18 protein-coding genes and 1 tRNA gene are annotated in these 24785 nt (G+C 73.8%); 8 read left to right on the top strand and 11 right to left on the bottom strand.

Annotated features, from left to right (window positions below; genetic code table 11):
* Nucleotides 1–5 precede the first annotated feature (5 nt).
* The 6 genes from ACFY61_RS18125 to ACFY61_RS18150 form a co-directional block, all read right to left on the bottom strand.
* The gene (locus ACFY61_RS18125) at nucleotides 6–752 is read right to left on the bottom strand and encodes an LPXTG cell wall anchor domain-containing protein (protein WP_389473088.1); all 747 of its coding nucleotides are present in this window, start codon (nucleotides 750–752) and stop codon (nucleotides 6–8) included.
* Between the two features lie 147 nt (nucleotides 753–899).
* Nucleotides 900–1496: an aminoacyl-tRNA hydrolase gene (gene pth / locus ACFY61_RS18130; RefSeq protein ID WP_389473090.1), complete on the bottom strand. Its 597-nt coding sequence runs from the start codon at nucleotides 1494–1496 to the stop codon at nucleotides 900–902.
* Nucleotides 1497–1586: 90 nt separating this feature from the next.
* Nucleotides 1587–2171 (bottom strand): 50S ribosomal protein L25/general stress protein Ctc, encoded by a 585-nt coding sequence (locus tag ACFY61_RS18135; protein WP_389473092.1) that lies wholly within the window; start codon nucleotides 2169–2171, stop codon nucleotides 1587–1589.
* Between the two features lie 176 nt (nucleotides 2172–2347).
* The gene (locus tag ACFY61_RS18140; RefSeq protein ID WP_219667467.1) at nucleotides 2348–3325 is read right to left on the bottom strand and encodes a ribose-phosphate diphosphokinase; all 978 of its coding nucleotides are present in this window, start codon (nucleotides 3323–3325) and stop codon (nucleotides 2348–2350) included.
* A gap of 123 nt (nucleotides 3326–3448) precedes the next feature.
* Nucleotides 3449–4897, bottom strand: a complete 1449-nt coding sequence (gene glmU / locus ACFY61_RS18145; RefSeq protein ID WP_389473094.1) for a bifunctional UDP-N-acetylglucosamine diphosphorylase/glucosamine-1-phosphate N-acetyltransferase GlmU — start codon at nucleotides 4895–4897, stop codon at nucleotides 3449–3451.
* Nucleotides 4898–5003: 106 nt separating this feature from the next.
* Nucleotides 5004–5078 (bottom strand) — tRNA-Gln (locus ACFY61_RS18150).
* A gap of 188 nt (nucleotides 5079–5266) precedes the next feature.
* Between ACFY61_RS18150 and ACFY61_RS18155 the strand changes: the two genes are divergently transcribed.
* Nucleotides 5267–6631 (top strand): sensor histidine kinase, encoded by a 1365-nt coding sequence (locus ACFY61_RS18155; protein ID WP_389473096.1) that lies wholly within the window; start codon nucleotides 5267–5269, stop codon nucleotides 6629–6631.
* 17 nt (nucleotides 6632–6648) lie between these two features.
* Here ACFY61_RS18155 and ACFY61_RS18160 read toward each other — a convergent pair whose 3' ends face one another.
* A complete protein-coding gene (locus tag ACFY61_RS18160) occupies nucleotides 6649–7182 on the bottom strand; it encodes an SUKH-3 domain-containing protein (protein ID WP_389473098.1) in 534 nt (177 codons plus the stop codon).
* A complete protein-coding gene (locus ACFY61_RS18165; RefSeq protein ID WP_389473100.1) occupies nucleotides 7179–7703 on the bottom strand; it encodes a YwqJ-related putative deaminase in 525 nt (174 codons plus the stop codon). Before ACFY61_RS18165 ends, ACFY61_RS18160 begins: the two co-directional genes overlap by 4 nt.
* A 228-nt stretch (nucleotides 7704–7931) precedes the next feature.
* Between ACFY61_RS18165 and ACFY61_RS18170 the strand changes: the two genes are divergently transcribed.
* From ACFY61_RS18170 to ACFY61_RS18180, 3 genes are all read left to right on the top strand, one after another.
* The gene (locus tag ACFY61_RS18170; protein ID WP_389473102.1) at nucleotides 7932–8939 is read left to right on the top strand and encodes an SMI1/KNR4 family protein; all 1008 of its coding nucleotides are present in this window, start codon (nucleotides 7932–7934) and stop codon (nucleotides 8937–8939) included.
* A gap of 7 nt (nucleotides 8940–8946) precedes the next feature.
* Complete coding sequence (locus ACFY61_RS18175) at nucleotides 8947–11517, top strand: SUKH-4 family immunity protein (RefSeq protein ID WP_389473103.1); 2571 nt, start codon at nucleotides 8947–8949, stop codon at nucleotides 11515–11517.
* A 157-nt stretch (nucleotides 11518–11674) separates the two neighbouring features.
* Nucleotides 11675–12562, top strand: a complete 888-nt coding sequence (locus tag ACFY61_RS18180; protein WP_389473105.1) for a cellulose-binding protein — start codon at nucleotides 11675–11677, stop codon at nucleotides 12560–12562.
* Between the two features lie 743 nt (nucleotides 12563–13305).
* Here the strand turns inward: ACFY61_RS18180 and ACFY61_RS18185 are convergent.
* Nucleotides 13306–14454, bottom strand: coding sequence for a hypothetical protein (locus ACFY61_RS18185; RefSeq protein ID WP_389473107.1), 1149 nt, complete (start codon nucleotides 14452–14454; stop codon nucleotides 13306–13308).
* A 98-nt stretch (nucleotides 14455–14552) separates the two neighbouring features.
* The gene (locus ACFY61_RS18190; protein WP_389473247.1) at nucleotides 14553–16094 is read right to left on the bottom strand and encodes an MFS transporter; all 1542 of its coding nucleotides are present in this window, start codon (nucleotides 16092–16094) and stop codon (nucleotides 14553–14555) included.
* 461 nt (nucleotides 16095–16555) lie between these two features.
* Here ACFY61_RS18190 and ACFY61_RS18195 point away from each other — a divergent pair, with 461 nt between their 5' ends.
* The 3 genes from ACFY61_RS18195 to mfd all read left to right on the top strand — a co-directional run bounded on the left by ACFY61_RS18195 (nucleotide 16556) and on the right by mfd (nucleotide 23652).
* Nucleotides 16556–17344 carry an ABC transporter ATP-binding protein gene (locus ACFY61_RS18195; protein ID WP_389473109.1) on the top strand — a complete coding sequence of 263 codons (789 nt, stop codon included), beginning with the start codon at nucleotides 16556–16558 and terminating at the stop codon, nucleotides 17342–17344.
* Nucleotides 17341–19914, top strand: a complete 2574-nt coding sequence (locus ACFY61_RS18200) for an ABC transporter permease (RefSeq protein WP_389473110.1) — start codon at nucleotides 17341–17343, stop codon at nucleotides 19912–19914. Before ACFY61_RS18195 ends, ACFY61_RS18200 begins: the two co-directional genes overlap by 4 nt.
* Nucleotides 19915–20109: 195 nt before the next feature.
* Nucleotides 20110–23652 carry a transcription-repair coupling factor gene (mfd, locus tag ACFY61_RS18205; protein ID WP_389473112.1) on the top strand — a complete coding sequence of 1181 codons (3543 nt, stop codon included), beginning with the start codon at nucleotides 20110–20112 and terminating at the stop codon, nucleotides 23650–23652.
* 130 nt (nucleotides 23653–23782) lie between these two features.
* Here mfd and ACFY61_RS18210 read toward each other — a convergent pair whose 3' ends face one another.
* Nucleotides 23783–23956: an antitoxin gene (locus ACFY61_RS18210; RefSeq protein ID WP_389473114.1), complete on the bottom strand. Its 174-nt coding sequence runs from the start codon at nucleotides 23954–23956 to the stop codon at nucleotides 23783–23785.
* An 85-nt stretch (nucleotides 23957–24041) separates the two neighbouring features.
* Between ACFY61_RS18210 and ACFY61_RS18215 the strand changes: the two genes are divergently transcribed.
* Entirely contained in the window at nucleotides 24042–24785 is a 744-nt protein-coding gene (locus ACFY61_RS18215) for an HNH endonuclease family protein (RefSeq protein WP_389473115.1), read from the top strand.

Consider the following 24785-nt stretch of genomic DNA (forward strand, 5'->3'; position numbering starts at 1 on the left):
CCGGACTACTGCGCCCGACGGCGGCGCACCACCAGCAGAGCGCCCGCACCCACCAGGCCCGCGGCCAGCGTCGCGATCAGACCGACCGGCGCACTGGAGCCGGTCTCCGCCAGGTCACCGTCCGCCGGAGCAGACGAACCGGAAGGCGCCGGCGCCGCGGAGGACGGCGAACCGGTCGGGGCCACGGAGGAACCGGCGCCCGGCGAAGCCGACCCGGACACGGAGGCCGACGGGCTGCCGGACGACGAGGCGGAACCGGACGGGGCCCGGGTCGGCGTGCCGCTCGGCGTACCGGAGGGGGAGCCGGACGGGGAGCCGGACGGGCTGCCGCTCGGGGAACCCGAAGGGGCCTTGCCCGGGCAGGTGTGGGACAGGTTGAACCACTTCACCGGGTCGCCCTCGACCTCGGCGGTCGCCGACACCAGCTTCGCGCCCACCTCCGAGGCCGCGTACGCGTGCTTGCCGGACGGCGGACCGAAGTCCGTGATCACCTGCTGCCCGCCCGGCTCGAAGGTGACCGTCAGTCTGGTGAAGACCGTCCCGTTGCCCGGCAGCACGAAGTGCCAGCCGTCCTTGGTCGCGGGTATGTCCGCGCACTTGGACTCGTTCGACACGCCCTGGGACGTCGCCGTGAGGGGCAGCGGCTGATGGATGCCGACGGCCGGACCGTCGGCGGCGAACGCCGGCCCGGCGCTCGCGGCGAGGAGGAGGGAGGCCGCGGCGGCGGCCCATCGCTGAGGGGAAGAAGGCATGGTGGTACCTCTGACACGGATGAGCGGAATGAGCCGTGGGGGGTGGTGGCGGCCCAGCATCGTGAGTGCCGCCCACCCCGGTCAAGAGGTACTCGTCACCGTTGGGAGGGAGTTGGAACCAACCGTTCCGATTGTTCCCGGTAACGATCAGGAGTTGTAGGCCGACTGGGCCCGCTCCAGGCCCTCCAGCACCAGGCACTCCACCGCGTCCGCCGACCGGTCCACGAACCAGTCCAGCTCCTTGCGCTCCGTCGAGGAGAAGTCCTTCAACACGAAGTCGGCCACCTGCATGCGGCCCGGCGGACGCCCGATCCCGCACCGCACCCGGTGGTAGTCGGCGCCCATCGCCTTCGTCATCGACTTCAGGCCGTTGTGGCCGTTGTCCCCGCCGCCCAGCTTCAGCCGCAGCGTCGCGTAGTCGATGTCCAGCTCGTCGTGGACGGCCACGATCCGCTCCAGCGGGACCTTGTAGAAGTCCCGCAGCGCGTTCACCGGGCCACCGGACAGGTTCATGAACGACATCGGCTTCGCCAGCACCACCCGCCGGCTCGCCGGCCCGGGAGCACCCATCCGGCCCTCCAGCACGTGTGCCCGGCCGGCCTTGTGCGCCTTGAACTTCCCGCCCATCCGCTCCGCGAGCAGGTCCACCACCATGAACCCGATGTTGTGGCGGTTGCCCGCGTACTCACCACCCGGGTTGCCCAGGCCCACGACCAGCCAGGGCGTCGCCGCGTCATCCGCCATCAGAAGAACTCCTCCACATGAGACGACCGCCGTCCCGCTCCAGTGGAGCAGGACGGCGGTCCGTCAGGCAAAACCGGGAACCGGGAAGGCTCAGGCCTCCGCGGACTCCTCGCCACCGGCGGCCGGCTCCTCGGCCTGCGCGGCCAGGACCTGCAGCACCACGGCGTCGGCGTCGGCGGCCAGGGTCACGCCGGCCGGCAGGGTGATGTCCTTGGCGTGGATCGAGGCACCGGCCTCCAGGCCCTCGACCGACACGGTCAGGGACTCGGGCAGGTGGGTGGCCTCGGCCTCGACGGACAGGGTGTTCAGGACGTGCTCCAGCAGGTTGCCGCCCGCGGCCAGCTCGCCCTCGGCGACGACCGGAACCTCGACCGTGACCTTCTCGCCCTTCTTGACGATCAGGAAGTCGACGTGGTTGATGACCGGCTTCAGCGGGTGGCGCTGCACGGCCTTCGGGAGGACCAGCTCGGTGCCGTCGCCCGCGATGTCCAGGGAGATCAGGGCGTTCGGGGTCTTGAGCGCCATCATCAGGCCGTGGGCCTCGACGTTGACGTGCTTCGGGTCCTGGCCGTGGCCGTAGATGACCGCGGGGGTCTGGGCGGCACGACGGGCCTGGCGGGCGGAGCCCTTGCCGAAGCTGGTGCGGAGCTCGGCGGAAAGCTTGATCTCGGACATGCTCACTCCTCGTGGGGTGACGGGAACGGACGAGGTCACCCGGCCAGATACGGCCTGCTACGAAGAGCGCGTCGATAACGGAGGAACCGGCACCCAAAAAGGTGCGGCCTCCCTCGCCGAGCAACTCGAAGAGTCTACCCGGCCGGGAGGCCGCACCCAAAAGGATCAGCCGGTGCCTACTGCTGCTCCTCGAACAGCGAGGTCACCGAACCGTCCTCGAAGACCTCCCGCACCGCGCGGGCGATCATCGGGGCGATCGACAGCACCGTGATCTTGTCCAGCTCCAGGTCCGACGGGTCCGGCAGCGTGTTCGTGAACACGAACTCGCTGACCTTGGAGTTCTTCAGGCGGTCCGCCGCCGGCCCGGACAGGATGCCGTGCGTCGCCGTCACGATCACGTCCTCCGCACCGTGCGCGAACAGCGCCTCGGCCGCGGCGCAGATCGTGCCACCGGTGTCGATCATGTCGTCCACCAGCACGCAGACGCGGCCCTTGACCTCACCGACGACCTCGTGGACGGTCACCTGGTTGGCGACGTCCTTGTCGCGGCGCTTGTGCACGATCGCCAGCGGCGCGTCCAGGCGGTCGCACCAGCGGTCCGCCACCCGCACGCGGCCGGCGTCCGGGGAGACGACCGTCAGCTTCGAGCGGTCCACCTTGGCGCCCACGTAGTCGGCCAGGACGTTCAGCGCCGACAGGTGGTCCACCGGACCGTCGAAGAAGCCCTGGATCTGGTCCGTGTGCAGGTCCACCGTCAGGATCCGGTCCGCACCCGCCGTCTTCAGCAGGTCCGCCACCAGGCGCGCCGAGATCGGCTCGCGACCCTTGTGCTTCTTGTCCTGGCGCGCGTACCCGTACGACGGCACGATCACCGTGATGGAGCGGGCCGACGCGCGCTTCAGCGCGTCGATCATGATCAGCTGCTCCATGACCCACTTGTTGATCGGAGCCGTGTGGCTCTGGATCACGAAGCAGTCGGCGCCGCGAGCGGACTCCTCGAAACGGACGTAGATCTCACCGTTCGCGAAGTCGAAAGCCTTGGTCGGCACGAGGTCGACACCCAGCTGGTGCGCGACCTCCTCGGCCAGCTCGGGGTGGGCGCGGCCGGAGAACAGCATCAGCTTCTTCTCGCCGGTCGTCTTGATCCCGGTCACAGCACAGTCTCCTCAGACGTGTTGAAAGCACTCGACCCCGCGTGCGTCCGTCCCGCACACGATGAGCCAGCCGAATTGCGTGCACCTACCACGGTACGCCGTCCCAGACGTACCTGTTTCCGGTCAGTTGTCGGACGCGTCCGTAACCGCAGCCGACTGGGCGGCCTGCGCCGCCGCGCTTCCCGGGCGCTTCCGCGCCACCCAACCCTCGATATTCCGCTGCTGGCCACGGGCCACGGCCAGCGCGCCGGGCGGCACGTCCTTCGTGATCACGGAGCCGGCGGCCGTGTAGGCGCCGTCCCCGATCGTGACGGGAGCCACAAACATGTTGTCCGAGCCCGTCTTGCAGTGCGAGCCGACGGTCGTGTGGTGCTTGTGCTCACCGTCGTAGTTCACGAACACGCTCGCCGCGCCGATGTTCGTGTACTCGCCGATCGTCGCGTCCCCGACGTACGACAGGTGCGGGACCTTCGTACCCTCGCCGATCGTCGCGTTCTTCATCTCCACGTACGTGCCGGCCTTGGCCTTCGGGCCCAGCACCGTCAGCGGACGCAGGTACGCGAAGGGACCCACGCTCGCCCCGTCGCCGACCACGGCGCCGTCCGCCACCGTGTTGTCCACCCGCGCGCCCGCACCCACCCGGGTGTCCTTCAGTCGCGAGTTCGGGCCGACCTCGGCGCCCTCGCCGACGTGCGTGGTGCCCAGCAGCTGCGTACCCGGGTGCACCGTCGCGTCCTGCCCGAAGGTCACCGTCACGTCCACGAACGTACTGCCCGGATCGACCACCGTCACCCCGCCCAGCATGGCCCGCTCCAGCAGCCGCGCGTTCAGCAGCGCCCGGGCCTCCGCCAGTTGCGCCCGGTTGTTGATCCCCAGGATCTCCCGGTGGTCCCCGCCGACCGAGGCCCCCACGCGGTGTCCGGCCTCGCGCAGGATCCCGAGCACGTCGGTGAGGTACTCCTCGCCCTGGCTGTTGTCCGTGCGCACCTTGCCCAGCGCGTCGGCCAGCAGCGCGCCGTCGAACGCGAACACCCCGGAGTTGATCTCCCGGATGGCGCGCTGGGCGTCGGTGGCGTCCTTGTGCTCCACGATCGCCTTGACCGCGCCGGACTCGGCGTCCCGCACGATCCGGCCGTAGCCGGTGGAGTCCGGCACCTCGGCGGTCAGCACGGTGACGGCGTTGCCGTCCGCCGCGTGGGTGGCGACCAGCTTCGCCAGGGTGTGGCCGGTCAGCAGCGGCGTGTCACCGCAGACCACGACGACGGTCCCGTCGACCGTCCCGCCGAGCTCCTCCAGGGCCATCCGGACGGCGTGCCCGGTGCCGTTCTGCTCGTACTGCACGGCCGTGCGCACCTCGGCGTCGATCGCACCGAGGTGCGCGACGACCTGCTCACGGGCGTGCCCGACGACCACGACGAGGTTTTCGGGGTCCAGCTCACGGGAGGCGGCGACGACGTGACCGACGAGCGACCGCCCGCAGATCTCGTGGAGGACCTTGGGAGTGGCCGACTTCATGCGGGTGCCCTCACCCGCTGCGAGTACGACGACGGCTGCCGGGCGGTTGGCGCTCACGGGTGTGCCCTTCGGCTTCGGGGGTGGACGCACGAAGGATACCGGGGGGTCACGGCCGCGAAACGAGCGCGGGTCCCGACCGTGACGGCCGGGACCCGCGTGCGACTGGCTCCCCCGCAAGGATTCGAACCTTGACATAAGGCTCCAAAGGCCTCAGTGCTGCCGATTACACCACAGGGGATTGTTAACCCGACTAAAACGGACATTCCGCCGACTCGGTCGAGCTGACGGACCCAACTATGCCGCACCAGGTGCCCTCGATGCGACGGTAAAGCCCACTCGCCGCGGATCCCGGGGGGACCGCGCGGCGGTGGTTCGAGCGGAATTCCGGTCGTGGGGGTCCAGGGGGGCGATCGTAGGGTGGGTGCCATGACCAGTACGGGGGAAGAGCAGGGCGGGGCGGGCCGCGACGGGCCGCTGTGGTGGGGGCGGCGGGGGCAGGCCGCCTTCGACGTGGGACTCGCGGCCGCGTCGGCGCTGGAGTGCGCGGTCGAGGGGGTGCCGTTCGCCCGGGAGGCGGGCCTGCCGGTTTGGGCGGGGGTGCTGTTCGGCGTCGTCGTCGGGTCCGTGCTGGTGCTGCGGCGGCGGTGGCCGGTCGCCGTGGTGCTGGTCGGGATCGCCGTGTCGCCGACGGCCGTCGGAGTGCTGCTCGGCGTGGTGGGGCTGTACACCCTGGCCGCCTCGGAGGTGCCGCGGCGGATCACCGTCGGCCTGGGGGCGATGTCCCTGGCCGCTACCTACGCGGTGATCTACGTGCGGACCCGGGCCGACGTCGAGGCCGACGTCGGCAACGGCTTCGTCACCGCGCTGGCCGTGTTCATCGCGGTGGCGCTGAACGTGCCGCCCGTGCTGTTCGGCCTGTACATGGGGGCCCGGCGGCGGCTCATGGAGAGCCTGCGGGAGCGGGCCGACTCGCTGGAGCGGGAGCTGGGGCTGCTCGCCGACCGTGCCGAGGAGCGGGCCGAGTGGGCCCGCCAGGAGGAGCGGACGCGGATCGCCCGGGAGATGCACGACGTGGTGGCGCACCGGGTGTCGCTGATGGTGGTGCACGCGGCGGCCGTACAGGCGGTGGCCCGCAAGGACCCGGAGAAGGCGGCGCGGAACGCGGCGCTGGTGGGGGACATGGGCCGGCAGGCGCTGACCGAGCTGCGGGAGATGCTCGGGGTGCTGCGGGCGCAGGAGCGGCCCGCGGCGGCGCCCCCGGCGGTGCCCGCCGCGGTGGCGGCGCAGGCTGAGGACGGGCCCTGCCTGGCCGAGCTGGAGGCGCTCGTGGGGCAGTCGCGGGCGGCCGGGATGGCCGTGGAACTGCTCGTACAGGGCGACGGTGGCGCGTACGCCGCCGAGGTGGAGCAGACGGCGTACCGGGTGGTGCAGGAGGCGCTGACCAACTGCCACAAGCACGCGCCGGGCGCGCGCGTGGTGGTGCGGCTGGCCCACCGGGACGCGGAGGTCGCCATGCAGGTGGAGAACGGCCCCAGTGACGGCGCGGTCCAGGGCGCCGGGCTGCCGAGCGGCGGGAACGGGCTGGTCGGCATGCGGGAGCGGGTCGTGGCGCTGGGCGGGGTGTTCGTGTCGGGGGCCACGGAGGCCGGCGGCTGGCGGGTGTCGGCGGTCCTCCCGGGCGCGCCGTGTCCCGCGACGCGCCCGACGACGCGCCCCGCGACGGGCCCGGCGACGCACTCGGCGGTGCCGGACGGCGCGGGCCGGGCGGCGTCCCTGGGGGACGCCACCTGACGAGCGCCGGGCCCCGCCTACGGGTGGGCCGGGTGGGGGCCGGTGGTGAGGCGGGCCGGCTGGAGGCCGGTGAGGAGCACGGTGAGGGCTTCGTCGACGCTGCCGCCGAGGTACCAGTCACCGGTGTGGTCGACGGAGTAGACGCGGCCCTCGGCGTCGACGGCGAGGTGGGAGCTGTCCTGGCCCTCGGTGCCGAGCGGGCAGAGCTGGGTGGACAGGGCCCGGCCGAGGTCGGCGAAGGTGCGGGCGAGGTGCAGCCCGGTGAGCGGGTCGATGCGCACGGGGGTGGGCGCCGTCTGGCGGCCGGGTCCGGGGGCGGTGACGGTGAGGCCCCCGAACTCCGCCCAGGCCTCCACGGCGGCCGGGAAGACGGTGTGGCGGTGTCCCGCGGGGGTGGTGTGGTCGCGGAGGGTGTCGGCCCAGTACTCGGCCTGCTTGATGTCCCAGCGGCCGGGGTGCCAGCCGGCGGTGCGCAGGGCGGTGTCCACGGCGGCCGGGAAACGGGCGGCCGAGGAGCGGTCGTACGAGGCGGAGGCGGTGGTCGTGGTCATGGCTTCTCGGGGGTGCTGAGGTCGACGGGTCGTACGCCGAAGTGGGCGAGGAGGGCGTCGCAGGAGCGGCAGGGCGGGGCGTAGCTGCCGTGGAGGGGATCGCCGTCCTCGCGGATGCGGCGGGCGGTGATCTTGGCGTGCTTGAGGGCGCGGCGGGCTTCGCCGTGGGTGAGCGGCTTGCGGGAGGCGCGCCTGCTGCGGCTGCCCTCGACGGTGGTCAGGTGCCGGGAGAGCAGGATCGCCTCGGGGCAGCGTCCGGTGAACCGTTCGCGCTGGCTGCTGGTGAGGGTGTCGAGGAAGTCCTGCACGAGCGGGTGGAGGGCGGGGGGCCGGTCGCCCTTGCCGGCGGTGCCGGTGAGGGTCTCGCCGCGGACGGAGAGGGCCGCGGCGATGGTGGGGAGGATGCCGTCGCGGCGGAAACGGAGGGTGGGGGCTCCCGGTCCGTCGGCGGAGCTCCAGCGCAGGCGGGGGTCGCCGGTGGTGCCGTCCGGCGGTCCGGTGCGTGTTGCCGTGTTCTGCATGTGGCTTTTCCCTCCCGTGGCGGCGGCCGGTGCCGCGTTCGCGCACGCCCCCGTGCTGCGGGGACAGCCTGCCAAATGTCCTCATGGGTGCGGAAGCGGGGTCGAATATTCGTATCAATTCGGATGTTCCGGGGCGGTCGTGGAGGGTGGGGCTCGGGGGTGGGTGTGCCCGTGGCGGTACCGCATAGGCTGTGCTGAACCAGCCAGATCCAGCAGGGGGCCAACGCCATGACGACAGGTCGGCTCGGGCAGCAGGCCGCGCCACCCAACGCCGCGTACGCCGAGCAGGTCGTGCACTTCCCGGACCCGGTCCGGGCCGCCCGGCATCCCCAGGGCGTCCGGATGGACGGCGACGGGCGTCCGGACTTCGCCCCGTACGCGCGGGCCGCCGTGGAGATCGCCGAGCCGCCGGACGGCTTCGGCGTGGACGAGCTGCGGCTGACGGACTACGTGTCGGCGAACGCGGCGATGCGCGCGGCCGGGCACGAGCTGTGGGACACCGTCGGCCCGGTGTCGACCCCGCACGGCTGGACCTGGCACCACGTGGCCGGGACGCGCCGGCTGGAGCTGGTGCCCGTCGAGGTGAAGGCGCTGCTGCGGCACCACGCGGGCCTCGCGACCGCGCCGGTCGACCACGAAAAGCGGGGGACCCGGCCGCTGCAGGAGCTGCGCCCGGTGCACCTGGGGCTGCCGAAGTCGGTGGTGTCGGTGTCGGAGGCGCAGGTCCAGGGGGTCGAGGAGGACCTCGGCTACCGGCTCCCGGAGGCGTACCGGTCGTTCCTGAAGGCGGCGGGCGGTTGCGCGCCGGTCGGCGCGGGCCTGGACGTGGAGCTGGGAATGCTGGTGGACCAGCCGTTCCTCACGGTGCGTGAGGAGGCGGCGGTCAACGACCTGGTGTACGTCAACAAGTGCCTGCGCGACCACCTCACGAAGGACTACCTGTGCGTGGGCTTCGTGCAGGGCGGCCTGCTCGCGGTGAAGGTCCGGGGCGAGGCGCCGGGTTCGGTGTGGTTCTCGCCGTACGACGACGCCCGGGACCGGGACGGCTGGTCGGTCCAGGAGCGGGTGGAGCGGCTGTTGCTGCCGTGCGGTGCGGATTTCGACTCCTTCCTGGAGCGGCTGGCGGGGAATCCGCCGGAGTTGGAGACGGTGGCCGGTCTGATGGTGGACGGCGGTTTCGCACGCTCGGTTCCCGTGGCGGGTTCGGTTCCGCCGGGTCCGTCGGTGGAAGGGTGATCGCGGCGTGGTGACGTTCGCGCAGGCGCAGGAGCGCGCCGAAGAGTGGATCAACGGGGACGTGCCCGCGTACCAGCACCGGGAGGTGCGGGTGCGGGAGTTCGGCCTGGGCTTCGTGGTGTGGGCGGAGGACCGTCCGGCCGGTCCGGTATCGGGCGGTGGCCGGCAGCGGCTGGTGATCGCGCGGGACAGCGGCGAGGTCACGCTGTGGCCCGGGCTGCCGGTGGGTGAGGTGATCCGCCGGTACGAGGAGGAGTACGGGGCGGCCGCGGGGGGTGCGGGGGCCGAGGCCTCGGTGCCGCCGCCGCGGATCGACTCGGAGCAGACCTCGTTCATGCTGAGCCCGCCGGAGTGGCTGCGGGAGGCGTCGGCGACGCCGGGGTCGGGTACGCCGGGGTCGGGCACGTCGGTACCCGCGCCGGAGGCGCCGGAGGCGCTGGGCGCGGGCACGGATGTGGATACGGGCGCGGGTGCGGGCGCGGGTGCGGGCTCCGGTCCGGGCTCCGGTTCCCTGGGCCGGGACCTGCCGGGCGCGGACCTGCCCGGCGCGGACCTGCCGGGCGCGGGTACGCCCCCCGCCGGGGTGCCGTCGGCGTCGCCGTCACCCGGGCCGGGCGGGGTGGACCCCGAGCCGACCGCCTCGGACGGGGTGCGGGCCGACGCGACGCCGTGGGCCGGGACGGACGTGACCGCCCAGGCGGACGACGCGTCCGTGCCGCTGCCCGCGACGGTGTTCGCGCCCCCGCTGTCCGGGTCCGACCTGGACGACGCGGCGCCGTCCTCGGGCGTGGCCCCGGAGGCGGCCACCGCGCTGATCCCCGGGGGCAGCCGGCTGCCGCGGACCGCGGTCGCGCCGGCCCTCGACCTGCCCGGGGCGCTGGACGGCCCGGGCACGCCCGGTGCGTCCGGCGGGTCCGGTGTGCCGGGTGGGTCCGGTCGTCCGACCGCCGAGGAGCTCGCGGAAGCGCCGACCGGCAAGGCCCCGGCGTCCGGCCCCGACCCGCATTACGCCGCCACCATGCTGGCGCACCCCGGCCCCGGCGGGCCCGGCGGTCCGGCCGGCGGAGGGGCCGGGCACCAGCCGCCGGCTCCGCCCGCGCCCCCCGGTCCGCCCGGTGTGCCCGGTGGTGGGTCGCTGGGTGCGGGGATCGACCACGCGCCGACGATGCTCGCGGGTCCGGCGGGTCCGGGTGTGCCGCTGCCGCCGGGTCCGCCCGGTGTTCCGGGTGCGGGGCAGCCGCCCGCGCCCCCCGGTCCGCCCGGTGTGCCCGGTGGTGGGTCCCTGGGTGCGGGGATCGACCACGCGCCGACGATGCTCGCCGGTCCGGCGGGTCCGGGTGTGCCGCTGCCGCCGGGTCCGCCCGGTGTTCCGGGTGCGGGGCAGCCGCCCGCGCCGCCCGGTCCGCCCGGTGTGCCCGGAGGGGGCTCCGCCGGTGACGGGCTCGACCATGCCGCGACCATGCTGGCCGCCCCGCCGGTGGGCCGGCCGCCGGCCCCGCCCGGGCCCCCGGCGCCGCCCGGCCCCGTGCCGCACGCCGGTCCCGCACCGCACGCCGGTCCCGTACCGCAGGCCCCGGCGCCCGGGCCGGTGCCCGGCGGTGTGCCCACGGTCGGCCCCGGCTACCAGGCCGTACTGCGCTACCGCGCGCCCGACGGCTCCGAGCAGCAGCTGATCCGCCGCTCGGCGCCCGGTACCCCGCACCCCGAGTGGCAGATCCTGCACGAGCTGCGCGCCATGAACGTGCCGCCGCAGCAGGTGCTGGAGCTGCACACCGAGCTGGAGTCCTGCGAGCTGCCCGGCGGTTACTGCGCCCGGATGATCCGCGAGACCTGGCCGCAGGTGCGGATCACCAGCGTGGCCCCGTACGGCAAGGACCACGCCGGCCGGCAGGCCGGCATGCGGCACCTGCTCACCCACCAGGGCGAGCTGCACCAGGTCGCGGACGGTCCGGCCCGCCCGGCGCCGGTCCGTGCGCCGCTGCCGCAGGTCCCGCTGCAGCCGGCCATCCCGATCGAGGCGATCGGGCAGGAGGTCCTCGGCGCGTTCGGGCCGCAGGGCGTGTTCCGCTTCGACCAGCGCGCGGTGTCCCGTCAGGGGGTGCCCGAGATCGTGGCGCAGACCCTCATGTGGGCGGGCCTGCCGGTCGACTTCGGGCCGTTCTTCTGGGCGCAGGCGGTGCCCGGCCAGCCGGTGCCGACGCTGGCGGAGCTGGCGGCGCAGCGGCAGGTCCAGCCGGCGTCGGACGCGGGCTCGTACCTGGTCGTGGGCAGCGACTTCGGGAAGGCGCTGTGCGTGCAGTACGGCACCGCGCACATCGTGGCGGTGCCGGTGGAGGGCGGGCCCGGCGGCGAGCCGGTGCCGCCGCAGTTCGTCAACTCCAGCCTGCCGCAGTTCGTCCGGTCGCTGGCGATGCTGGGTCACATGTGGCGGCTGCGGCAGCACCTGACGCCGGAACAGGCGGGGCGCTGGACGGCCGACTTCCAGGTGAACCTGGCCGGCCTGGACAGCGCGGCGCTGGCATCGCCGGAGAGCTGGTGGTCGGTGCTGCTGGAGCAGATGTGGGACGGCCTGCTCTGAGCCGGCGGGGCGGCCGGGCGGGTCGTACCTGATCCGAATGGCCGGGACGGGATCCATAAGGAGGGGTCCCGGCCCGGCCATTGAGGGCTTCTGCCCGGAAATGGCGCATCCTTGGGGGGACCACCGGGAGAGAGGCGCTTTCAGGATGAGTGCACCGATGTCACCGCGGCCTCAGGGCTTCGCGATCGTGCGGGGGCGCGGCTACCGCGTGGAGCAGGTGGACCGCTACCTGGCCCGGCTGTCGGCCGGGCGGGACGAGGCGTGGGAACGGGTGGCGCGGCTGACCCTGCTGGCCAAGCAGATGGAGGCGGAGGCGCTGAGGCTCCGTCAGGTGGTCGCGCAGCTCGCCCCGCAGACGTACGAGGACCTCAGCGAGCGGGCCCGGCGGATCCTGGCGCTGGCCGAGGAGGAGGCGCGGACCCTGCGGGCGGAGGCGCACGCCGACGGGGCGGCCGCGATGGACGCGGCGCAGGCGCACGCGGAGCGGGTGTCCGCGCTGGCCCGGCAGGACGCGGCGGCCGTGCGCGAACAGACGGAGGTCCGGGCCCGGCAGGGGCTCATCCGGGCCCAGCAGGAGGCGGACGAGCTGCGCGTGGCCGCGCGGGGCGACGCCGGGACGTGGCGCGCGGAGGCGCGGGAGGCGCTGGCGGAGATGGACCGGCGGTGCGCGGGACTGCTGGCCGACCTCGAGGCGGAGCAGGCGGAGCGGTGGGAGGCGGCACAGCGCGAACTGGCGCACCGGACGGCCGAGGCGGAGGCGCGGAACGCCGAGCTGGAGGAGTACGCGCAGGCCCGGCTGGCGGAGGCGCGCCGGGCGTACGCGGAGGCGGAGGAGTCGGCGCGGCACGGTCAGGAGGACGCGGAGGCGCGGGCGGCGGGGCTGATCGCGGAGGCGCGGGTGCGGGAGGAGCGGATCGGGCGGGAGACGGAGCGGGTCCTGCGGGAGCACGCGGAGTTGCAGGACGAGATGCGGGCGCACATGAACCACGTCCGCTCCAGCCTGGCGGCCCTGACGGGCCGTGCCCCCGCGGAAGAACCCAACTGACCCCGCCCCTCAACCGCCGGCGGGGCCGGCCGACCCGGCTCCGCACCCCGGTGCGGGGGTACCCCCGCAGCCTGGGCGGCGTTTGAGCGGGTCCGGCGGGGTTCCGCCCGGGCTCGTGGGGCGCTGCCCCACACCCCGCGCCTCAATCGCCGGCGGGGCTGGAGTGCCGGCGGGGCCGGCGCGTCGGCTTCGCACCCCAGCCGGGGCGCGCCCCCAAGCCCGAGCGGCGTTTGAGCGGGTCCGGCGGGGACTCCGCCCGGGCTCGTGGGGCGCCGCCCCACACCCCGCGCCTCAATCGCCGGCGAGGCTGGAGATGCCGGCGGGGCTGGAGATGCCGGCGGGGCTGGAAGTGCCGGTGGGGCCGGCTGGCCCGGCTTCGCACCCCGGCCGGGGGCGCGCCCCCAAGCCCGAGCGGCGTTTGAGCGGGCTCGGCGGGTGCTCCGCCCGGGCTCGTGGGGCGCTGCCCCACACCCCGCGCCTCAATCGCCGGCGAGGCTGGAGATGCCGGCGACGCTGGAGATGCCGGAGGGGCTGGTGATGCCGGCGGGGCTGGCTGGCCCGGCTTTGCACGCCGGCCCCGGGGGCGCGCCCCAAGCCCGAGCGGCGTTTGAGCGGGCTCGGCGGGGGCTCCGCCCGGGCTCGTGGGGCGCTGCCCCACACCCCGCGCCTCAATCGCCGGCGAGGCTGGTGGTGCCGGCGGGGCTGGAGATGCCGGGCTACCGCACGAAGCCAGGGCCGCACCGTCAGCCGGCGCTCGGCGCCTTCCGCTCCGGGGCGATGGCAGGGGCGTCGGCTGAGGCGCCGACCGGGAGCGGCACGGGTGCCTCCGCCGGGGCGACCGCCGGGACTGGTGTCGGGGCCTCCACCGCCGGGACCGGCGCCGGGGCCTCCACCGCCGGGACAGGTGCCGGAGCCTCCACCGCCGGGACAGGTGCCGGGGCCTCCACCGCCGGGACTGGTGTCGGAGCCACCACCGCCGCGGGCGTCGGAAGGTCCACCGGCGGAGTCACCGACGGGGCCGGCGCCGCCGGGGCGGGGGGCGCGGCCTCCGGCGGGGTGAAGACGTGGGGGTCGCTGCGGAGGTTCGTCGTCGTCACCACCACCCGCCGGGGCCCCGCCGGCCCCGGCGGCAGGTGGTCCACCACCAGGCGGCCGCCCTCGTACCGCGCCGGCGCCTCCACCTCGTCGAACAGCACCGCCGAGGTCGGCTGGAAACCGCCCCCCGTCACCGTGACGGGGCCGCCGGCGCGGTCCTGGCGGACGTCCGTGACGACCGGGTTGGCCCGGCCCGCCATCTTGTTCAGCAGGTAGGCGCCGGCCGGCGCCCCCGTCAGCGCCCAGATCTCCCCGGGCAGCCGGGGTAGTCCCGCGCCGACGTCACTCAGGAAGAGGACCACGACGTAGGCCATGGCCACGCCGCTGAGCGCCACGTACTGGAGGTCGACCAGGTCCGTGCGGCCGCTGTCGTTGGCGATCAGGTCGCGGACCGGGCGGGAGCCGCCCGCCGGAGCCGCGCCGGGGCCGGGCCCGGGACCGGGGCCCGGGCCGGGCTTGGCCAGGGTGCCGTGCTGGACCCGCGTCCCGACGACCGCCTTGGCGGCGATCAGGGCGACGTACGGGCCGCCGAGCAGGGGCAGGTAGACGGTGGTGAGGGCGGACAGGGGGCCGTCGGGGCCCTGGAAGTAGGCGAGGCCGCCGCCGCTGAGCACCCCGTAGCCGAGGACCACCAGCAGCAGCCACACCAGCACCACCGTCCAGGCCAGGGCGAGGGTGGTGGAGGTGGACAGCCGGCCGTCGCGGCCGGTGACGGTCGCGGGCCGCCTGCGCAGCCGTACGGCCACCGGCCCGGCCAGCGCGGCCAGCGCCAGCAGCGCGAGGATGGCGGAAAGCATGTGGTCCCCCCGGTAGGTGCTCCGCGCCAGGTGTACCGCGCGGCCGGGGTCATGACAAGCCGCCCAAGCCGCGCCCGGCGGGATACGGCCGTACCCGGCTACTCGTCGCGCTGGTCCGGCAGGACCGGGAAGCGGCGCGGCGCTGCCACCAGCAGCACGGTCAGCGCCAGGACGGCCGCGACGGCCGCGCCGGCGTAGACGTGGTCCACCGCGGCGGTGACGGCCGCCCGCAGGTAGGACACCGCGGCGGCGGGCAGCGACGCCGGGTCCTCCAGCGCCCGGGAGACCTCGTCGAGGTGCCCCGGCAGCCCCGGCACGGGCGCGTCGGCCAGCCGGGCGGCGATCGTGGCGTTGGCGACCGCCCCGAACAGCGCGGCGCCCACGCTCTGCCCGACCTGCCGGCAGAACAGTACGGAGGCCGTGGTGACGCCCCGTTCCGACCAGCCCACCGTCGACTGGACCCCGACGATCAGCGGCAGCTGGAACAGGCCGAGGGCGGCGCCGAGGGCCAGCATCAGCAGGGCCGGCTGCCAGGGCCGGGCCGGGTGGGGGAGCAGGGGGAACGCGGCGAGGCAGAGCACGGCCAGCGCCATGCCCAGGGCGGCGGTGTCGCGGAACCCGAGGCGCCGGTAGACGTGCTGGCTGAACGCGGCGGACAGCGGCCAGCTCAGGGTCATCGCGGACATCACGAAGCCGGCGCCGACCGGGCCGAGGCCCAGCGCGGACTGCGCGTAGGTGGGCAGGAAGACCATCGGCGCGACCATCAGCAGTCCCAGCGCGCCCATGGCCAGGTTGACGGAGGCGATGGTGCGGCGGCGCCACACCCACCCCGGCAGAATCGGTTCGGCGGCGCGCCGCTCGACGTACGCCACGAGTACGGCGAGCACGGCGCTCGCCGCCAGCAGCGCCAGCGAGGGCGCCGACAGCCAGGGCCAGGCCACCCCGCCCTGCACCAGGGCGAACAGCAGCAGCGCACCGCAGGCGAAGACGCCCGCCGCGCCGGCCCAGTCGATGCTCCGCAGCCGGGCCGCCGCGGTACCGCGGCCGGGCGGGGCGGGCGAGCGGGACGGTTCGACCAGGTGGCGGGCGGTCAGCCAGAGGGCCAGTCCGCCGACCGGCAGGTTGACCAGGAAGATCAGGCGCCAGTCGGCGTAGCCGGCGAGGAGCCCGCCGAGGGCGGGTCCGGCGATGGAGGAGGTCGCCCACACGGTGGACATGCGGGCCTGGATCCTGGGCCGCTCCTCGAGCGGATAGAGGTCGGCGGCGAGCGTCTGCACGGTGCCCTGGATGGCGCCGCCGCCCAGGCCCTGGACGACCCGGAAGGCGATCAGGGCCCCCATGTCCCAGGCGCCGGCGCAGAGCAGCGAGCCGATCAGGAACAGGGTGGTGCCGGCCAGCAGCACGGGTTTGCGGCCGAAGGTGTCGGCGAGCTTGCCGTACACCGGAAGGGTGACGGTGACGGCCAGCAGGTAGCCGGAGAACAGCCAGGAGAAGACGGAGAAGCCGCCGAGGTCCCCGACGATCTGGGGGACGGCGGTGGAGACGATGGTGCCTTCGAGGGCGACGAGCGCCATGCCCAGCATCAGCGCGGCGACCACCGCCCGTCCGGGCCGCCCGTCCGCCCGCCCGCCGGTTCGCAGCGCGTCGCCGCGCCGGCCGTCCGGCGGCAGGGCGCCGGCCGCCGCCGCACGGGGCGCCGCCCGCGGGGTCTCCGGCAACTCGCGGCCCCGGCCCGCGCCGGAGCCCGCGCCGCCGCCGGGGCCGTCCCCGGTCGTCCCACCCGCTGCCACGAAGGTCCTTTCACCGTGCACGCAATCGTGCGGAACACCATCTCATCCGCTCCCGGCGGGCGGAATCCCCTACCGCCCCTCCCCCCTGAGGGGGAGGACCCCTAGGGGGAGCTCCTCACTTGGGTCCAGGGGTCTTTCGTCCCGGCGGAGGACGAGGAAGGCGGTGGCCGGTCCTTAACTGGTCCATACGGGGGCGGCGGGCGGCGGGGGGTGGGGTTAACCCCCCGCCGCATACGGCGACCCGCACCAGCGCGCCGGGAGGCCCCGGGGCCGCAGACTCGCCACACACACCGCGAACGAGGAGAACGAGCGTGACAACGGCTGTGACCGAAACCAGGCACGGGGGTACTGGAGGGCGTACGGCCGTCGCGGCGCGAGCGCGGCAGGTCGTCAAGGCGTACGGCACGGGGGAGACCCGGGTGGTCGCCCTCGACCACGTCGACGTGGACATCCACCGCGGCCGGTTCACCGCGATCATGGGACCCTCGGGCTCCGGCAAGTCCACCCTGATGCACTGCCTGGCCGGCCTGGACACGGTGACCGGCGGTCAGATCTACCTGGACGAGACCGAGATCACCGGACTGAAGGACAAGAAGCTCACCCAGCTGCGACGCGACCGGATCGGCTTCATCTTCCAGGCCTTCAACCTGCTCCCCACGCTCAACGCGCTGGAGAACATCACCCTCCCCATGGACATCGCCGGCCGCAAGCCCGACGCCGCGTGGCTGGACCGGGTCGTCGAGACGGTCGGCCTGGCCGGGCGCCTGAAGCACCGCCCCACCCAGCTGTCGGGCGGCCAGCAGCAGCGCGTGGCCGTTGCCCGGGCGCTGGCCGCCCGTCCCGAGATCATCTTCGGTGACGAGCCCACCGGGAACCTGGACTCCCGGGCCGGAGCCGAGGTCCTCGGCTTCCTCCGCCGCTCCGTGGACGAGCTCGGCCAGACCATCGTGATGGTCACCCACGACCCGGTGGCCGCCAGCTACGCCGACCGCGTCCTGTACCTCGCCGACGGCCGGATCGTGGACGAGATGACCAGCCCGACCGCCGACCAGGTGCTCGACCGGATGAAGGACTTCGACGCGCGCGGGCGGACCTCGTGACCGTCCTGAAGACCTCCCTGCGCAACGTCGTCGCCCACAAGGGGCGCATGGCGCTGTCCGCCGTCGCCGTCCTGCTCTCCGTCGCGTTCGTCTGCGGCACGCTGGTGTTCACCGACACCATGAACACCACCTTCGACAAGCTGTTCGCCAGCACCACCGCCGACGTCACCGTCGGCGCCAAGGATGCGGAGGGCGGGGACGCCCCGCAGCGCGGCCGGCCCGCCACCCTGCCCGCCGACGCCGTCCGCAAGGTGGCCGGTGCCGAGGGCGTCCGGTCCGCCGAGGGCTACGTCGTGTCCCTGTCCGTCACCGTCACCGACGCCCGCAACGAGAACATCGGCCCGACCAGCGGGGCGCCCACCATCGCCGCCAGCTGGAACGACAACGAGCTCAAGTCGATGAAGGTGGCCTCCGGCCACGAACCGCGCGGCCCCACCGACGTGATGGTCGACGCCGACACCGCCAAGAAGCACAAGATCAAGCTCGGTGACGAGCTGCGCACCATCTCCTTCAACGGAGACTTCCGGGCCCGCGTCTCCGGGATCGCCGCCTTCAAGGCCACCAACCCCGGTGCCACCGTCGTCTACTTCGACACCGCCACCGCGCAGGCCGAACTGCTCGGCGCCCCGGGCCTGTTCACCAACATCAGCGTCACCGCCAAGGACGGCGTGACCCACGAGCAGCTCAAGCGCTCCGTCATCACCGCCGTCGGCGAGGGCACCTACAAGGTGCAGACCGCCGCCGAGGCCGCCGACGAGGGCCGCAAGGACGTCGGCGCCTTCCTCGACATCATGAAGTACGTGATGCTCGGCTTCGCCGGCATCGCCTTCCTGGTCGGCATCTTCCTGATCTTCAACACCTTCTCCATGCTGGTCGCCCAGCGCACCCGCGAGATCGGCCTGATGCGCGCCATCGGCTCCGACCGTTCCCAGATCAACCGCTCCGTGCTCACCGAGGCGTTCCTGCTCGGCCTCATCGGTTCGGTCCTCGGCATCGGCGCGGGCGTCGGCCTGGCCGTCGGGCTGATGAAGCTCATGGGCCAGATGGGCATGAACCTCTCCACCGAGGACCTGACCGTCCTGTGGACCACCCCCGTCATCGGTCTCGTCCTCGGCATCGTCGTCACCGTCGTCGCCGCCTACGTCCCGGCCCGCCGCGCCGGCAAGATCTCCCCGATGGCCGCCCTGCGCGACGCCGGAACGCCCGGCGACCGCAAGGCCGGAGCCGTCCGTGCCGTCCTCGGCCTGCTCCTGACCGGCGCCGGCGCGGCCGGGCTGCTGCTCGCCGCCGGCGCCGACAAGGCCGCCACCGGCTCCCTGTGGCTGGGCGTGGGCATCGTCCTCAGCCTGATCGGCTTCATCGTCATCGGCCCGCTGCTCGCCGGCGGAGTGGTCCGCGTCCTGTCCGGCGTCGTCCTGCGCCCCTTCGGGCCGGTCGGCCGGCTCGCCGAGCGGAACGCGCTCCGCAACCCGCGCCGCACCGGAGCCACCGCCGCCGCGCTGATGATCGGCCTGGCGCTGGTCGCCTGCCTGTCGGTGGTCGGCTCCTCCATGGTCGCCTCCGCCACTGACGAGCTCGACCGGTCCGTCGGCGCCGACTACATCGTGGCCTCCGAGAACGGCCAGCCGGTCATGCCGCAGGCCGAGCAGGTGATGCGCCGCACCGAGGGCATCGCGCACGTCACCGCCTACCGGGGCGTCAAGGCCAGGCTCACCGCCCCGAACGGCTCCACCACCGAGACCGACCTGAGCGTCACCGACCCCACCTACGCCCAGGACGTCCGCCGCAAGATGGTCGCCGGCGACCACCGGGACGCCTACCGGCCCGGCAGCATGTCCGTCGGCTCCCTCTACGCCGACGAGCACGGCATCAAGCTCGGCGACGAGATGACCGTCGCCTTCACCGGCGGCAAGACCGTCAAGCTGAAGGTCGCCGCCATCACCAGCGACGAGGGCAACCTCGACAAGGGCGTGATGTACGTCAGCACCGCCACCGCCGAGGCCAACCTGCCCGCCGAACTGATGCCGCGCCCCTTCATGCTGCTGGGCAAGGCCGACGAGGGGCGCTCCGAAGCCGCGTACACCGCGCTCAAGGCGTCGATGGCCGAGTACCCGCAGTACAAGGTGCGCAACCAGACCGACTACAAGCAGGCCCTCAAGGACCAGGTCGGCACCCTGCTGAACATGGTCTACGGCCTGCTCGCCCTCGCGATCATCGTGGCGGTCCTGGGCGTGGTGAACACCCTGGCCCTCTCGGTGGTCGAGCGGACCCGCGAGATCGGCCTGATGCGCGCGATCGGCCTCTCCCGCCGCCAGCTGCGCCGCATGATCCGGCTGGAGTCCGTCGTCATCGCCCTCTTCGGCGCCCTGCTCGGACTGGGCCTCGGCATGGGCTGGGGGGCGACCGCCCAGCAGCTGCTCGCCCTGGAGGGCATGAAGGTGCTGGAGATCCCCTGGCCGACGATCCTCGGGGTGTTCGCCGGCTCCGCGCTGGTCGGCCTGTTCGCCGCCCTGGTCCCGGCCTTCCGGGCCGGCCGGATGAACGTCCTGAACGCCATCGCCAGCGAGTAGCGGGCGGCGGCGGCAGGGCCGGTGGCCCCGGTTCCCCTCGGGGAGGGACCGGGGCCACCGGCCCGTCCGGGTGCCGGGGCGCCGGGGCGGCGGTGCGGCGACGGGCGGGCGTAATCTGGGAACCCCCGGCCCGTGAGACGTGTCGGGTCACTCGTGTTGCCCCGAACCACGACTCCACGGACGGAAAGCCTCCTCATGAGCCTGCACGGACTGCTCGACGCCGTCACCGCGGACCCAGCCCTCGGCGAGGCGGTCACGGCGGCCGCCGACGGTAACCGGATGCACGTCGACCTCGTCGGTCCGCCCGCCGCCCGGCCGTTCGCGATCGCCGCGCTGGCCCGGCGTACGGAGCGCACGGTGCTCGCCGTCACCGCCACCGGGCGGGAGGCCGAGGACCTCGCCGCCGCCCTGCGGTCGCTGATGCCGCCGGAGCTCGCGCACGCGGTCGTGGACTACCCGTCCTGGGAGACCCTGCCGCACGAGCGGCTCTCCCCCCGCTCCGACACCGTGGGCCGGCGCCTGGCCGTGCTCCGCAGGCTCACCCACCCCGGCAAGGACGACCCGGCGGCCGGCCCGGTCAGCATCGTCGTCGCGCCGGTCCGGTCCGTGCTCCAGCCGCAGGTCAAGGGGCTCGGGGACCTGGTGCCGGTGGCACTGCGGCAGGGCCAGAGCGCCGACCTCGGCGAGGTCACCGAAGCGCTCGCGGCCGCCGCGTACGCCCGGGTCGAGCTGGTGGAGAAGCGCGGCGAGTTCGCCGTCCGCGGCGGCATCCTCGACGTGTTCCCGCCCACCGAGGAACACCCCCTGCGCATCGAGTTCTGGGGCGACGAGGTCGAGGAGATCCGCTTCTTCAAGGTCGCCGACCAGCGGTCCCTGGAGATCGCCGAACACGGCCTGTGGGCCCCGCCCTGCCGCGAGCTGCTGCTGACCGACGACGTCAGGTCGCGCGCCGCCGAGCTCGCCGAACGCCACCCCGAGCTGGGAGAACTCCTCGGCAAGATCGCCGAGGGGATCGCCGTCGAGGGCATGGAGTCCCTGGCGCCGGTCCTGGTCGACGACATGGAGCTGCTGCTGGACGTGCTCCCGGCCGGCGCCATGACGGTGGTCTGCGACCCGGAACGGGTCCGCACCCGCGCCGCCGACCTGGTCGCCACCAGCCAGGAGTTCCTCCAGGCCTCCTGGGCCGCCACCGCCGGCGGCGGCGAGGCGCCCATCGACGTCGGCGCCGCCAGCCTCTGGGGCATCGCCGACGTGCGGGACCGGGCCCGCGAACTCGGCATGATGTGGTGGTCGGTCTCGCCCTTCGCCGTGGACGAGGAGGTCGGGGGCGACACCCTCACCCTGGGCATGCACGCCCCCGAGGCGTACCGCGGCGACACCGCCCGCGCCCTGGCCGACACCAAGGGCTGGCTGGCCGACGGCTGGCGCACGGTCTTCGTCACCGAGGGCCACGGCCCCGCCGCCCGCACCGTCGAGGTGCTCGGCGGCGAGGGCATCCCGGCCCGCCTGGAGGCCGACCTGGACGGGATCGAGCCCGCGCTGGTCCACGTGGCCTGCGGCTCACTCGACAACGGCTTCGTCCACCCCGGCCTGAAGATCGCCGTACTGACCGAGACCGACCTCACCGGGCAGCGCACCGCCACCAAGGACCTCGGGCGGATGCCCACCCGGCGCCGCAAGACGATCGACCCGCTCACCCTGGAGGTGGGCGACTACATCGTCCACGAACAGCACGGCGTGGGCCGCTACATCGAGATGGTGCAGCGCACCGTCCAGGGCGCCACCCGCGAGTACCTGCTCGTGGAGTACGCGCCCGCCAAGCGCGGCCAGCCCGGCGACCGCCTCTACATCCCCACCGACCAGCTGGAGCAGGTCACCAAGTACGTCGGCGGAGAGGCCCCCACCCTGCACCGGCTGGGCGGCGCCGACTGGACCAAGACCAAGCAGCGGGCGAAGAAGGCGGTCAAGGAGATCGCCGCCGACCTGATCAGGCTGTACAGCGCGCGGATGGCCGCCCCCGGCCACACCTTCGGCCCGGACACCCCCTGGCAGCGGGAGCTGGAGGACGCCTTCCCGTACGCGGAGACGCTCGACCAGCTCACCACCATCGCCGAGGTCAAGGAGGACATGGAGAAGTCGGTCCCGATGGACCGGCTGATCTGCGGCGACGTCGGCTACGGCAAGACCGAGATCGCGGTCCGGGCGGCCTTCAAGGCGGTGCAGGACGGCAAGCAGGTCGCCGTCCTCGTCCCGACCACCCTGCTCGTCCAGCAGCACTTCGGCACCTTCTCCGAGCGGTACGCGCAGTTCCCCGTCAACGTGCGGGCGCTGTCCAGGTTCCAGACGGACACCGAGGCCAAGGCCACCCTGGAGGGCCTCAAGGAGGGGTCGGTCGACGTCGTCATCGGCACCCACCGGCTGTTCTCGCAGGAGACCAAGTTCAAGGACCTCGGCCTGGTCATCGTCGACGAGGAGCAGCGGTTCGGCGTCGAGCACAAGGAGCAGCTGAAGAAGCTGCGCGCCAACGTCGACGTGCTGACCATGTCCGCGACGCCGATCCCGCGCACCCTGGAGATGGCGGTCACCGGCATCCGCGAGATGTCCACCATCACCACCCCGCCGGAGGAGCGCCACCCGGTGCTGACCTTCGTCGGCCCGTACGAGGAGAAGCAGATCGGCGCGGCCATCCGCCGCGAACTGCTGCGCGAGGGCCAGGTCTTCTACATCCACAACCGGGTCGAGTCCATCGACCGGGCGGCCGCCAAGCTCCGCGAGATCGTGCCGGAGGCGCGGATCGCCACCGCGCACGGGCAGATGGGCGAGAGCCAGCTGGAGCAGGTCGTCGTCGACTTCTGGGAGAAGAAGTTCGACGTGCTGGTCTCCACCACGATCGTGGAGTCCGGCATCGACATCTCCAACGCCAACACCCTGATCGTGGAGCGGGGCGACAACTTCGGCCTGAGCCAGCTGCACCAGCTGCGCGGCCGGGTCGGCCGCGGCCGGGAACGCGGGTACGCCTACTTCCTGTACCCGCCGGAGAAGCCGCTCACGGAGACCGCGCACGAGCGCCTGGCCACCATCGCCCAGCACACCGAGATGGGCGCGGGCATGTACGTGGCCATGAAGGACCTGGAGATCCGCGGCGCGGGCAACCTGCTGGGCGGCGAGCAGTCCGGCCACATCGCGGGCGTCGGCTTCGACCTGTACGTGCGGATGGTCGGCGAGGCGGTGGCCGACTACCGCAAGTCGCTGGAGTCCGGCGGGGTGGAGGAGGAGCCGCCGCTGGAGGTGAAGATCGAGCTGCCGGTCGACGCGCACGTCCCGCACGACTACGCGCCGGGGGAGCGGCTGCGCCTCCAGGCGTACCGGGCCATCGCCGCCGCCAACTCCGAGGAGGACGTCAGGGCGGTCCGCGAGGAACTCACCGACCGGTACGGCAAGTTGCCGGAGCCGGTGGAGAACCTGCTGCTGGTGGCCGGGCTGCGGATGCTGGCCCGGGCCTGCGGCGTCGGGGACATCACCCTGCAGGGCGGCAACATCCGCTTCGGGCCGGTGGAGTTGCGGGAGTCGCAGGAGCTCCGGCTGAAGCGGCTCTACCCGGGTTCGGTCCTCAAGCCGGCCACCTCGCAGGTGCTGGTGCCCCGGCCGAAGACCGGGAAGATCGGCGGCAAGCCGCTGGTCGGCCGCGAACTGCTCGCCTGGACCGGGGAGTTCCTCACCCAGATCCTGGGCTCGTGACGCGGACGCGGTGACGCGTTGCCGCGGTGGTGCGTTGACGCGTTGCCGCGGTGACGCGGTGACGCGGTGACGCACGGACCGGCGGCGGCCGGGGCCTTCCGCCCCGGCCGCCGCCGTCCCCGCGCACGGACTACTTGTTCGGGTCCTCGTCGATGCCCAGTCTGCGTTCCGCCTGCTGCTGGGCCTGGTCGACCTTGTCGGCGTGCTTGTTCCCGGTCCGCTCGTTGGCCTCTTGCTCGGCCCGATCGGACATCTGCTTGCCCCTGGTCTTGGCCTGGTCCCTGAACTTGTCGAAAATCCCCATGCGAGGGCTCCTTCCGTGTCCCGTATGTGACGGTACGCCGGTTTTCACCCGTTCGCTCGTCGGGGGCGGCTTAGGATCTGGCTCCATGCGCTCACGCCCCGTGCCCACCGCCCTGCTGCTGCTCCCGGCCGTCGCCCTCGCCGGCTGCACCCCCGCCCCGGACCCGGCGGGCGGCGGGACCGGTGGACCGAACGGAGCCGTGCAGGGTCCGCTCACCAACCCGGAAGGCGTGCGCCCGGGGCTGGCGCCCATCGACCCGGCCGCCGACCGGGCGGCGGCGCGGGCGCTGCTCGACCGGCTCGGCACGCGCGGCCGCGGCCCCCGAACCGGCTACGACCGGAAGGAGTTCGGCCCGGCCTGGACGGACACGGCCGACGGGGTGCCGATGGCCCGCAACGGCTGCGACACCCGCAACGACGTCCTGCGGCGCGACGGCGGCCAGGTCCGCTTCCGGGCCGGCTCCGACTGCGTGGTGGTCTCGATGACCCTGCGCGACCCGTACACCGGCAAGGACATCGCCTGGAAGAAGGAGAAGGCCGCGGAGGTCCAGATAGACCACGTCGTCCCGCTCTCCTACGCGTGGCAGCTGGGCGCCGACCGCTGGGACGCGGCCAAGCGGCGCAGGCTCGCGAACGACACCCTCAACCTGCTGGCGGTGGACGGGCCGGCCAACTCCGCCAAGGGCGACTCCGGCCCGGCGTCCTGGCTGCCGCCGCACCGCGGCGTCCGCTGCGCCTACGCCGTCCGCTTCGCCCAGGTGGCGCTCAAGTACGAACTGCCGGTGACGGCCCCGGACAAGGCGGCGATGCTCGCCCAGTGCGGCGGCTGA

The organism is Streptomyces sp. NPDC012888 (genome assembly GCF_042900645.1).
In the GTDB taxonomy this organism is placed as follows: Bacteria; Actinomycetota; Actinomycetes; order Streptomycetales; family Streptomycetaceae; genus Streptomyces.